Consider the following 12,239-nt stretch of genomic DNA (forward strand, 5'->3'; position numbering starts at 1 on the left):
CGTGCACGAGACAACAGCAATCAGTATCCGAATGGATGCGTGCCGCTTGAACACCGAGCCCGATTGGCTCTTGTGCTGCTTGAGCACGGCCCAAACGAGGAGGTCGCGTACGTCAAACACAGCCTCAGAATCGGTCTGAGAGATTTGATAAATCGTAAGCCCCGGTCAACCACAAATTCGAGCCCATAAGAAATCGTGCATTCCGGGCGTGTCGTGCTATCAGTTTCCGACCAATTCTAGACAGGTTAGAGAAACCCGCCTCTCTGCAGCGATCGAGTAGATACATGAGGCACAGATGACGGCACCGCCACTGAGGGACGCGTGGGTGGCTACTCCCTGGCACAATAGTGCGATAGCTGGCGTCGCTAGCTTTCCATAAGTAATAGGCAACGGCGATAATGTGGCCTGCGCCAGGCATGCGGGGTGTGGCACGTATTCACGCGAGGTTCACGCCCGAAGCAGCTGCGTTCCTGCCTCACACCGTGGGACTAGGACAGCAGGCAGCTCAATCTGATTCACAGCGGAAGCGACGTGGCCGCAGCATCGACCCTATAACGTCCGCAATTAGGACCACAACCACGAGCGGCTGGCGCACCACGGCAACAGCGCGAACAAAGCGCAGCGCGCCACTTCTACCTGTGGGCTTCATCGTTTCCGCGGGGGAGCACGCGTCGTGACAAAAGACGACACAAGCGGCGCGGCATCGCACTCCAAGATCGACCAGGATCATGGGCACCATCGCTACGAAGTACATCCATAATCGCTCATGGGGGGAGATCGACGCGATGTTCAACGAAGCGTCGATCCGGAGGAGGCAGCTGAACAGTAGGCGATGGATCACACCTAGTGATATTCATAACATCGCGGAACCCAATGTCGCTGAAGTCGCTGTCCCCCTAGAGATGATGAACGCCGAGAGTTCCGTGGCCATGATGTTGGCGGGATGTTTCACGTGAAACATCCCAATCCGAAGTTCTCCACATCCCCAAGAACGCTGTGGATAACTCCATCACTCGAGAGCGAAATGAACTGATGGAAACCGCGGAAACACGCGGCTCAACAGAGATATCCCCAAGCCCAGGGAGCATAGTGGATAACGCGAGATATCCACAAGTGGAACTTAGGACCCTCGGACAGTGCCTCTGACAACGCGAGTCGGCTCTCGGACAAGCCCTTCACCCAGGATCTCCACACGCGCGTCGGACACCTTGAACTTACGAAGCTCCTTCTGCGCTGCATCGATCTCCGCGGCTGCGCCTGTGCCCTTCATCAGCACAAGCTCACCACCGTCCCGAAGCAGGGGAGCGGTCAATCGAAGCAACTTACGCAAAGCGCTCACCGCTCGAGCAGTCACCTGATCGAGCGGATCATCCAGGTCAACTTCCTCGGCACGGGCACGAACGACAGTAACGTTCGTCAATCCCAACTCAGCTACCTGCTCATTGAGCCAGGTCACCCGGCGCTCCATCGGCTCAATCAGACTCATCTGCACGTCCGGCCTGGCGATAGCGAGCACAAGTCCGGGAAGTCCCGCGCCTGACCCCACATCTCCAACACGGCCGGGTCTCAGCAGAGGAGCCACCAGTCCACTGTTCACTATGTGACGCGTCCAGAGTCGAGGCAACTCAAGCGGGCCGATCAGCCCGCGCTCCTCGCCGTGCTCGGCTAGGTTCTGTGTGAACCGCCGAATCAGTGGAAGGCGGTCTCCAAAAACGGTTGATGCCTCCAGCGGCTCCGACTCGAGTTCGGCAGCTTCATCAGGATTCTCAGTCATCATGTTTCACGTGAAACGTTCAGTGACGCGTGATCACTGTGTGGCGCCCACGACCTTCACCGTGCGACTCGGACACGAAACCGCGCTCAGCCACAATGTCGTGAACGAGCTTCCGCTCGTAGCTCGACATCGGAGGAAGATCGGCCTCGGAAGAACCAGCCTCCAGACGCTCGATCGCCTTGTCCACGAGCACCGACAGCTCAGCCTGGCGCGCAGCACGCGACCCAGCGATATCGAGGATCACGCGCGAGAACTCACCGGTTTCGCTCTGAACCGCAAGCCGCGTGAGTTCCTGTAGAGCATTCACGACCTCAGCTTTCGACAGGCGCTCGAGGTCACTCTCCGAGTCCGCGACTGACACGTACGCGCGACCGTTCTTCGTGTCGATGTCGATATCCCCGCCGAGATCACAGATATCCAGGAGCTCCTCGATGTAATCCGCGGCCACATCGCCCTCACGGTCGATGGCTTCAGCGGAGCGAGAATCAATGGTCTCTGACATTGCTACTTCTTTCCCTTGTTCGTGGGATCACCCGGTTTGCCGTCTGATTTCTTCTGCGGGTTGGGCTGCGACGGCGCTTTACCCTGCTGTGTCATCTTCTTAGCCCGCGCCTTGCCGACAGGCTGCTGACGCTGAGCTGGCTTGCGCTCTTCCACCACAATGGTCTTGTCGTCGTTCAACTTATCGAGCTTGCCCTTACGAGCCAGGCGAGCCTCACGCTCCTTGGCGGCTTCTGTGCCGGGCATGGGCATGTTCCGGATGATGACGAACTGCTGAACCATCGTCCAAATGTTGGAGACAAGCCAGTAGAACATGACGCCAAGCGGGAAGGCGAAGCCAGAGAAAAGGAAGACGAACGGAAGCAGGTAGAGCAGGATCCTCTGCTGCTTGAACATCGGTGAGGCCTTCGTCTCCTCCGAGATGTTCTTCGACATGATCTGCAGCTGAGTGAAGAACTGCGAGCTCGTCATAAGAACGACCATCACGGCGGCGACGACCATCACCGCAACGGCTGGGGGAGTGGCGTTCATCGCGTCCTGGAAGGACGAGTGGAGCGGCGCCATATCGAACAGCGATGCGTCGCCGAACAGTTTCGCGAGCTCCGCATTCAGGGGACCGACGCCGGCCTTACCGCCGGCTGCCTCTCGCAGAACCGAGAACAGCGCAAAGAAGATCGGCATCTGGACAAGCAACGGGAGACACGAACCCATCGGGTTGGTTCCTGTCTTCTTGTAGAGATCCATCGTCTCGCGGCTCATAGCCTCGCGAGACATCTGGTCCCGTTTGCCCTTGTACTTGTCCTGGATCTTCTTGAGCTGAGGAGCGACCTCCATCATCCTTCGCTGGTTCTTGATCTGCTTCACGAACAGCGGGATGAGCGCAGCACGCACAACCAGGACGAGACCGACGATCGAAAGAACCCAGGTGAGTCCCGCAGAGGGATCCATTCCGATCGCGCTGAACACGAAGTGGAAAGCGACCAGGATGAGCTCGACCGCCCATTTGAGCGGCCAGAGGATCGTGCCGATGATGTCCATGGGGCGATCTAGTTCTTTCTGTCGTTGGGTGAGACCACGAACCCGTGAGGGGTCACGGCATATCGGAAGTTCTTCTTGGCAGGGACGTCATCGACGCCTCCCGCTGCCCACGGGTGACAGCGAAGAATTCTCCGCACACCCATGTACGAGCCGATGGCCACTCCGTGGATCTGAATGGCCTGGAGCGTGTATGCCGAACACGATGGGTAATAACGGCACACATCTCCGTAGAGCGGCGAGACTATTCGGCGATACACGTGCAGCACAGCGACCGCGAGGTTGCGCGGGAACAACAGCAGTCCCGACATCAGACGAAGCATCATCGAGCCGCCGCCTTATGAACAGCCTTGACCACATCAGCCAACAGGTCATCAAATGAGGCTGTCGCAGCCGGTGGAAGCGCGCGAATAACCAGATCAAATCCCAAAAGCGAGGTCGCTGGGACAAATTCACCGTTCACGGCACGGTACGAGAGCGCCTTGAGCCGTCGCCGCACCCGGTTGCGCGTCACAGCATTACCCACCGTTTTCGCAACAATGAACCCGAATCGTGGTTGCCCACCATTCGGGTTCTTGTTGATGTAGGTCACGGTACTCCCACCAGCGCTGCGTCGACCTCGGCGCACAACGTGCTTATAGTCAGCAGCGCTCGTGATGCGGTGACGCCGATCGAGCACTGTCGCCTAGTCGCTGTTACGCGGAGAGCTCGGTGCGGCCCTTGCGACGACGTGCCGAGATGATGGCGCGGCCAGCACGGGTACGCATACGCGCACGGAAACCGTGGACCTTCGCACGACGGCGGTTGTTCGGCTGGAACGTTCTCTTGCTCATAGTTTCTCCTGGAGGACACCCATCGCGCGGGCACGCGACAGGAAAGCTGTGGCCCGGACGGGCTGCGTCAACTGATTAAAACTACGTTGTTCAACGGAAAGCGTCAAACCGCGCAGATCCAAAGTCGGAATTATCCACAACATTCTCAGACTCTCGAGCAGCGACACGCTGTCTCGCCACACTCGGGATCCCGCGGAATTTTGCCCCCGACTCGTCATCAGACTAGCGTGATGTGTTCAAGTTATCCACAGCCCACGCGATGATCCGCAGGAGCACAGCGCACAGGTGCTGTTTAATCGGTGGATAACGTTGTGGATAAGTATGGGGGATTCCGAATGGCTGACGAGCAACAGGACGTTGCTGGCACCTGGCAGATCGTGCTCGATGCACTCGCAGAAGATGAACGCATCACTCCGCCGCTGCAGGGTTTTCTGAGCCTCGTCGTTCCCAAAGGGATCATGGGAGGCACGTTCTACCTCGAGGTTCCAAACGAATTCACGGCAGGGCAGCTCAATGCACGGATGCGTGCTCCCATCCTCCAGGCCCTCGCCGCCACCATCGAGAAGTCTCATGGCGCATCCACCTACGCGGTGGTCGTGAACCCGGAGATCATTCAGCAGGAGTACGAATCGTCCTACGGTCGCGACAGCGTCACTCAGCCCCAGCAGTCGTCTGAGAACATTCAGCAGTCCATGTCCATGAACGAGGCGGTGCTTCCCGCTCGTCAGAATGACACGAGACTCAATGCGAAGTACTCGTTCGACAACTTCGTCATCGGACAGTCGAACCGCTTCGCACACGCAGCGGCCGTAGCTGTCTCTGAAGCGCCGGCAAAGGCGTACAACCCGCTCTTCATCTACGGTGATTCTGGCCTTGGGAAGACTCACCTCCTTCACGCCATCGGTCACTACGCGATGAACCTGTATCCAGGAATTCGCGTTCGATACGTCTCGAGTGAGGAGTTCACGAACGATTTCATCAACTCGATCGCGAACAACCGTGGGCCAGAGTTCCAGGCACGGTATCGCGATATCGACATCCTGCTGATCGATGACATCCAGTTCCTGCAGAACAAGGCCGAGACTCAGGAAGCGTTCTTCCACACTTTCAACACGCTCCACGACCACAACAAGCAGGTGGTCATCACGAGCGACCTTCCTCCCAAGCATCTGACTGGCTTCGAGGACAGAATGCGCTCTCGCTTCGAGTGGGGACTCATCACCGATGTCCAGGTGCCCGACCTCGAGACGAGAATCGCAATTCTTCGCAAGAAGGCCCAGAGCGAGCGGATCCAAATCCCCGACGAGGTTCTGGAGTTCATCGCATCCAAGGTCTCGAGCAACATCCGCGAACTCGAGGGAACTCTCATCCGCGTCACCGCATTCGCGAGCCTTAACCACACGCCCGTCGACATGACGCTCGTCCAGACGGTGCTGAAGGACATCATCACGCTCGACGAAGACAATGTCATCTCGCCCGTCGACATCATCAACACCACGGCTGCCTACTTCAAGCTCACCGTGGACGATCTCTACGGTTCCAGTCGTTCTCAGGCCATCGCCACCGCACGCCAGATCGCGATGTATCTCTGCCGCGAGCTCACGAACCTCTCCCTCCCCAAGATCGGACAGCTCTTCGGCAATCGCGACCACACGACTGTGATGTACGCGAACAAGAAGATCGGAGACCTCATGCAGGAGCGCCGCTCGATCTACAACCAGGTCACCGAGCTCACGAGCCGAATCAAACAGGGAAATCGCTGATCTCACTGGACTTTTGTAAGCCCCTGTGGATAACTTGTGGAAAAGATCCGGAAAACTCGCCTCAATTTGGGGACATCTCGGCTCTGCCTGTGAATGGACGCACTCAACCGCGATCGGCTCACATCCGTGTAATTACGGGGATCCCACACAGCATCAACAACTCACACACGTGTAGTTCCCGCTAAACTACCGGCGTGTCGAGACTTATCCACAGTTTCCACAACGGTTAACGCGATTAAAAGATCTCTTAACCAGAAACACGCGAGGCAACCTTCGCCTTGCGGCGGTCGAATCAGCGAATGACAAGAATTCTTGGCATCCAGTGGGGCTAGCATGGTTCCCGACTTGTTCGTCAGAATCGACAGGGGTACCACGTGCGTTTCAGCGTCAATCGCGATGTCTTGAGCGAAGCCGTTTCATTTGCCGTCAAGCTGCTCCCGCAGCGCACCACACTGCCGATCCTCAGCGGCGTGCTCATCGAGACCACGGACTCCGGTCTCAGGCTCTCGAGCTTCGACTACGAAGTGTCATCTCAGACAGAGATCGACGCCGAAGTCGAAGAGCCGGGAACGATCCTGGTCTCGGGCCGGCTGCTCGCTGACATCGCGAGTCGGCTTCCGAACGCGCCAGTGAACTTCACCACCGACGACAACAAGATCCTCGTCACGTGCGGTTCAGCAAATTTCACATTGCTGTCGATGCCTGTCGAGGAGTACCCAACGGTTCCGCAAGTCGAAGGCGCCACAGGTCTGGTGCCGGGCGAGGAGTTCGCCACGGCTGTCGCGCAGGTCGCTGTCGCGGCATCCCGCGATGATGTCACCCCCGTCATCACGGGCGTTCAGCTCGAAGTCGGAGACAACAGCCTCGGTCTCGTTGCCACAGACCGGTATCGTGTCGCGGTCCGACAGATCGACTGGGACGGCAGCGACATCACGACTGACGAACAGCTTTCCGCGCTCGTTCCGGCGCGAACCCTTCAGGAAGTCGGCAAGACGTTCGGGCACAGCGGAAACATCTCGATCTCGTTCGCGAACAAGGACGATCGCGAGCTTGTCTCGTTCTCCGTGGACCGCAAGACAGTCACGTCGCTGCTCATCAAGGGCTCATTCCCGCCGGTCCGTCGCTTGTTCCCTGAGAACGTCGAGAACTACGCCGTCATCAACACGGGTGAACTGATCGAAGCTGTTCGTCGTGTTTCGCTCGTCCTCGAGCGTGAGGCGGCCCTCCGTTTCTCATTCAGCATCGACGGGCTCACCATGGAAGCCATCGGATCCGAGCAGGCTCAGGCCTCCGAATCCGTCGACGCGCTGCTCACGGGCGACGACATCGTGCTCTCGCTCAAGCCGTCGTTCCTGATCGACGGACTCAACGCGGTACGCAGCGAGTTCGTACGGTTCTCCTTCACGAAGTCGGAGAACACCAACAAGCCGGGCCCCATGCTCATCACGAGCCAGTCTTCGAAGGACCAGCCCGGGGCAGACAGCTACAAGTACCTGCTGCAGCCGAACCTGCTGCTCAGGTGATCACAGCCCGCACGGGCGAGGAAGGCGGAGTCATGCATATCGGTCTCATCGGACTCGGACGCATGGGCGGAAACATGCGCTCACGACTGCGGAATGCCGGCATCGAGGTAACGGGCTACGACCCGAACCCGGATGTGACCGACGTCGCGAGTGTCGACGACATGATCGCCGCACTTCCCGCTCCTCGCACTGTCTGGGTGATGGTTCCTGCTGGAAAGATCACCGACTCGGTCATCGACGAGCTCGCTGAGAAGCTCGAGCCGGGGGATCTCGTGATCGACGGCGGAAACAGCAAGTTCACGGATGACTTCCGTCACAACGAGACTCTCTCTGCGCGCGGAATCGATTACGTCGATGCCGGAGTATCCGGTGGAGTCTGGGGTCTCGAGAACGGCTATGGCCTGATGGTCGGTGGACCGACCGAGCAGGTCGAACGCGTGATGCCCGTCTTCGATGCGCTTCGGCCTGAGGGCCCGCGCGATGAGGGCTTCGTCCACGCCGGAGAGGTGGGTGCGGGTCATTACGCGAAGATGGTGCACAACGGTATCGAATACGCGCTGATGCAGGCATACGCCGAGGGCTTCGAACTGCTCGAGAAGCGTTCCGACCTGCTGAAGGATGTTCCCGGAACGTTCAAAGCTTGGCAGCGAGGAACCGTCGTGCGTTCATGGCTGCTCGAGCTGCTCGTGCGCGCGCTCGACGAAGATGACGACCTGTCGGAAATCGAGGGTTACGTCGAGGACTCCGGCGAAGGTCGGTGGACCATCGAGGAGGCGATCCGCAACGCGGTTCCGGTTCCCACGATCTCGGCGTCGATCTTCGCGCGATTCGTCTCGCGGCAGGAGGACTCGCCGGCGATGAAGGCGGTTGCGGCGCTGCGCCATCAGTTCGGCGGACACGAGGTGAAGCCGTCCGACGACTGACGGCATCCTCAACCTCTGCTCTGAGGTAGCCGTCACCGGCACCGCCTACGATGGTGGGCGTGATCGTCACGCACCTGAACCTCAGCGACTTCCGCAATTACGCGACCGCTGACGTCGCTCTGCAACCCGGTGCGAATCTGTTCGTGGGCCGCAACGGCCAGGGCAAGACGAACCTCGTTGAATCACTCGGCTACCTCTCAACACTCGGGTCGCATCGAGTGTCGAGTGACAAAGCACTGATCAGGGCCGGAATGGATGCCGCGATCATTCGCGCCAAGCTGCACCACGCCGGCCGTGACATGCTCGTCGAGGTTCAGATCAATCGATCGAGCCCGAATCGGGCGCAGGTGAATCGTGGCGCAATCAAGCCGCGAGAACTGCCGCGGTACTTCTCGAGCGTGCTCTTCGCACCCGAAGATCTCGGCATCGTCCGCGGCGACCCGGGGTCGCGACGTCGGTTCCTCGACGAACTGCTCGTGCTGCGCTCACCTCGTCTCGCAGGAGTGCTCGCCGATTATGATCGCACTCTCAAACAGCGGAACACTCTGCTGAAGTCGGCTCGCTCATCCGGTTTGAAGGAAGCCCAGCTCAGCACTCTCGAGGTCTGGAACGACAAGCTGGTCAGCCTCGGCTCGATCATCATCGATGAGCGCGTCGCTCTTGTCGACGCTCTGCGGCAACCTCTCGCCGAGGCCTACGCACAGGTCGTCGATGATGATCACAGTCCGGGCCTCGAGCCGCGGCTCTCCATCTGGGGGGCGGACGCCGAAGACGAGAATTCGGATGCGGGTGAGCGACGCGCGGCATCCGATCAGACCCCTACGACAGAGCGCTTCATGGAGGCACTCGAGAGCAAGCGCAAGCAGGAGCTCGAGCGTGGACTCACTCTTGTGGGCCCGCACCGAGACGATGTGCTGTTCATGCTGAACGACCTCCCGGTGAAGGGGTACGCGAGCCACGGGGAATCGTGGTCATTCGCGCTGGCGCTGAAACTTGCCTCCGCTCAGCTGCTGCGGCGTGACTCGTATTCCGGGGACCCGGTGCTCATTCTCGACGATGTGTTCGCCGAGCTCGACCGTGGGCGTCGCGCGCGCCTTGCTGAGGCGGTGCAGGATTTCGAACAGGTGCTCATCACTGCGGCGGTCTTCGAAGACATTCCGGAGGAGCTCACCGCTCACACCGTGACAATTCGGGCGGGGGAGATCGTGGATGCCTGAGGATAGCTACGACACTGAGAGCTCACGGGTCTACGAGCGTTTCAAGGAGATCTTCGGCGGTCGAAAACGGGCTCCCGGCCGACGGCGGCGGCGTGGGCGCGACGATGGCGCAAGTGTTCCGTTCGGAAAAGGGCGTGATCCCAAGGGGATCGACGACGTCATGAACAGTCTGACGACGCAGCTCGGGTGGGAGTCCCCGCTGGCGCAGTCGGAACTCATCGTGAAGTGGGCGCAGATCGCGGGGGAGAGCACCGCCGCACACTCCGAGCCCATCGGAATTGAGGCTGGAGTGCTGACTGTGCGGTGTGATTCGACGGCCTGGGCGACGCAGCTTCGGCTGATGCGAGTGGACATCATGAACCGGATCTCGGTCAGCTTTCCGGACGCGGGCATCGAAAGCATCCGTTTTCAGGGCCCCAACGTCCCGTCCTTCAAACGTGGCCCCAGATCGGTTCAGGGCCGCGGTGTGCGCGATACCTATGGATAAGTAGACAAATCTGATGCCAGTTTGCGAGAAAGTGGCTCAAACGGCCGTTTACGGCCTCACGCCCAGACGAATTTGATAGACTGAAATGTCGAATTTGCGACGGTTTGGAGTCTCATTTCTATGTCATCAGAACCGAAGAACGGCGAGAGCACAGATAACTACGGCGCTGACGCCATTCAGGTTCTCGAAGGGCTCGAAGCGGTACGCAAGCGACCCGGCATGTACATCGGTTCGACCGGGCCGCGAGGTCTGCACCACCTCGTCTATGAGATCGTCGACAACTCCGTCGACGAGGCGCTGGCTGGCTACTGCGACACAATCGACATCACGATTCTCGAAGACGGCGGTATCCGCTGCGTGGACAATGGTCGCGGCATCCCAGTCGATATTCACGAACGCGAGGGAATTTCGACGGTTCAGCTCGTTCTGACCGTTCTTCACGCGGGTGGAAAGTTCGGCGGCGGGGGGTACGCGGTGTCCGGTGGTCTGCACGGCGTCGGCAGTTCCGTCGTGAATGCGCTGTCGGAGAAGCTTCTCGTCGAGGTGAGCCGACAGGGCAACGTCTACCGGCAGACGTACCATAACGGTGTTCCGGATGCTCCGCTCGAGAAGGGCGAGGAGACCGAGGCCACGGGAACGACGATCACGTTCTGGCCGAGTGAGGACATCTTCGAGACCGTCGAGTTCGACTACGAGACGCTCCGCACGCGCTTCCAGCAGATGGCGTTCCTCAACAAGGGGCTGCGCATCAGCCTGCGTGACGAGCGTCCCAGCCAGGAGATCGACGAAGGCAACCCCGAGACGGGCGTCTTCAACGTCGTCGAAGAGGAGGCCGAGGGGGTCGACGCCGCTGCTGAGTCGACCGAGGAGCGGAAGATTCCGCACGAGGTCTTCTACTACGAGCGCGGTCTCGTCGACTACGTGGAGTTTCTCAACAAGGCGAAGCGTGGCGACCTCGTCAACGATGAGATCATCTCGTTCGAGAACGAAGACAGCGAGCGAAAGATCGCTCTCGAGATCGCGATGCAGTGGACGACGGCATACACCGAGAGCGTCCACACCTACGCGAACACGATCAACACGCACGAGGGTGGCACGCACGAAGAGGGTTTCCGCGCTGCGCTGACCACGCTCATCAACCGGTATGCGCGTGACAAGGGCATCCTCAAGGAGAAGGATGACAACCTCTCCGGTGACGACGTGCGTGAGGGGCTCACTGCCGTACTTTCCGTGAAGCTGGGAGAGCCTCAGTTCGAGGGCCAGACCAAGACCAAGCTCGGCAACACCGAAGCGAAAGCCTTCGTGCAGAAGGTCGTGTGGGATGAACTGGGCGATTGGTTCGATCGCAACCCGGTGCAGGCGAAGGAGATCATTCGCAAGGCGATTCAGGCGGCGACCGCTCGACTCGCCGCGCGCAAGGCGCGAGAGACGGCCCGCCGCAAGGGGCTGCTCGAAGGCGGTGGGATGCCTGGAAAGCTCAAGGACTGCCAGTCGAAGGATCCGACACTCAGCGAGATCTTCCTCGTCGAGGGTGACTCCGCAGGTGGCTCCGCGACGCAGGGCCGCAATCCGGAGACTCAGGCGATTCTCGCGCTGCGCGGAAAGGTGCTGAACGTTGAGAAGGCGCGCCTCGACCGCGCGCTGAACAATGCGGAGATCCAGGCGATGATCACCGCATTCGGAACCGGCATCGGAGAGGACTTCGACGGCGAGAAGGCGCGGTACCACAAGATCGTGCTCATGGCGGATGCCGATGTCGACGGCCAGCACATCACGACGCTGTTGTTGACGCTGCTCTTCCGGTACATGCGTCCGCTCATCGAGATGGGCTACGTCTACTTGGCGCAACCGCCGCTGTATCGCCTCAAGTGGTCGAACTCCGCGCACGAGTACGTCTTCTCGGACGAAGAGCGCGACGCGCTTCTCGAGCACGGCCGCGCAAACGGCAAGCGGATTCCAAAGGACAACGGGATTCAGCGTTACAAGGGTCTCGGCGAGATGGACTACAAGGAGCTCTGGGACACCACGATGAACCCTGAGACTCGGACACTCCGCCAGGTGACGCTCGACGATGCCGCTGCCGCCGACGAGATTTTCTCCATCCTGATGGGCGAGGACGTCGAGTCTCGCCGAAACTTCATCCAGAAGAACGCGAAGGACGTGCGTTTCCTTGACATCTAACG

At 59.7% G+C, this 12,239-nt stretch carries 12 protein-coding genes; 6 read left to right on the forward strand and 6 right to left on the reverse strand.

All coding sequences use genetic code 11. From position 1 onward, the window contains the following. Window positions 1-1,120 precede the first annotated feature (1,120 nt). The 6 genes from rsmG to rpmH are packed head-to-tail and all read right to left on the reverse strand — an operon-like array spanning window position 1,121 to window position 4,143. Window positions 1,121-1,774 carry a 16S rRNA (guanine(527)-N(7))-methyltransferase RsmG gene (rsmG, locus tag ACSAGD_RS14745; protein ID WP_437585185.1) on the reverse strand — a complete coding sequence of 218 codons (654 nt, stop codon included), beginning with the start codon at window positions 1,772-1,774 and terminating at the stop codon, window positions 1,121-1,123. Between the two features lie 19 nt (window positions 1,775-1,793). Continuing rightward, entirely contained in the window at window positions 1,794-2,276 is a 483-nt protein-coding gene (locus ACSAGD_RS14750) for a protein jag (protein ID WP_437583541.1), read from the reverse strand. A 2-nt stretch (window positions 2,277-2,278) separates the two neighbouring features. Next, entirely contained in the window at window positions 2,279-3,313 is a 1,035-nt protein-coding gene (gene yidC / locus ACSAGD_RS14755) for a membrane protein insertase YidC (RefSeq protein WP_437583542.1), read from the reverse strand. Window positions 3,314-3,321: 8 nt separating this feature from the next. After that, a complete protein-coding gene (yidD, locus tag ACSAGD_RS14760; protein WP_437585186.1) occupies window positions 3,322-3,633 on the reverse strand; it encodes a membrane protein insertion efficiency factor YidD in 312 nt (103 codons plus the stop codon). Then, entirely contained in the window at window positions 3,633-3,989 is a 357-nt protein-coding gene (gene rnpA / locus ACSAGD_RS14765; RefSeq protein WP_437583543.1) for a ribonuclease P protein component, read from the reverse strand. Before rnpA ends, yidD begins: the two co-directional genes overlap by 1 nt. A 16-nt stretch (window positions 3,990-4,005) precedes the next feature. Next, window positions 4,006-4,143: a 50S ribosomal protein L34 gene (rpmH, locus tag ACSAGD_RS14770; protein ID WP_437583544.1), complete on the reverse strand. Its 138-nt coding sequence runs from the start codon at window positions 4,141-4,143 to the stop codon at window positions 4,006-4,008. 335 nt (window positions 4,144-4,478) lie between these two features. Here rpmH and dnaA point away from each other — a divergent pair, with 335 nt between their 5' ends. The 6 genes from dnaA (at window position 4,479) to gyrB (ending at window position 12,237) form a co-directional block, all read left to right on the forward strand. Next, a complete protein-coding gene (gene dnaA / locus ACSAGD_RS14775) occupies window positions 4,479-5,906 on the forward strand; it encodes a chromosomal replication initiator protein DnaA (RefSeq protein WP_437583546.1) in 1,428 nt (475 codons plus the stop codon). A gap of 374 nt (window positions 5,907-6,280) precedes the next feature. Beyond that, window positions 6,281-7,429, forward strand: a complete 1,149-nt coding sequence (gene dnaN, locus ACSAGD_RS14780; RefSeq protein ID WP_437583547.1) for a DNA polymerase III subunit beta — start codon at window positions 6,281-6,283, stop codon at window positions 7,427-7,429. Between the two features lie 32 nt (window positions 7,430-7,461). Next, window positions 7,462-8,352 carry a phosphogluconate dehydrogenase (NAD(+)-dependent, decarboxylating) gene (gene gnd / locus ACSAGD_RS14785; RefSeq protein WP_437583548.1) on the forward strand — a complete coding sequence of 297 codons (891 nt, stop codon included), beginning with the start codon at window positions 7,462-7,464 and terminating at the stop codon, window positions 8,350-8,352. A gap of 59 nt (window positions 8,353-8,411) precedes the next feature. Continuing rightward, window positions 8,412-9,569, forward strand: coding sequence for a DNA replication/repair protein RecF (recF, locus tag ACSAGD_RS14790; RefSeq protein ID WP_437583549.1), 1,158 nt, complete (start codon window positions 8,412-8,414; stop codon window positions 9,567-9,569). After that, complete coding sequence (locus tag ACSAGD_RS14795; RefSeq protein WP_437583550.1) at window positions 9,562-10,056, forward strand: DUF721 domain-containing protein; 495 nt, start codon at window positions 9,562-9,564, stop codon at window positions 10,054-10,056. The genes recF and ACSAGD_RS14795 overlap by 8 nt, the downstream gene beginning before the upstream one ends. Window positions 10,057-10,176: 120 nt before the next feature. After that, a complete protein-coding gene (gene gyrB, locus ACSAGD_RS14800) occupies window positions 10,177-12,237 on the forward strand; it encodes a DNA topoisomerase (ATP-hydrolyzing) subunit B (RefSeq protein ID WP_437583551.1) in 2,061 nt (686 codons plus the stop codon). Window positions 12,238-12,239: the final 2 nt, after the last annotated feature.

This window comes from Paramicrobacterium salitolerans, assembly GCF_051513965.1.
Taxonomy (GTDB): domain Bacteria; phylum Actinomycetota; class Actinomycetes; order Actinomycetales; family Microbacteriaceae; genus Paramicrobacterium.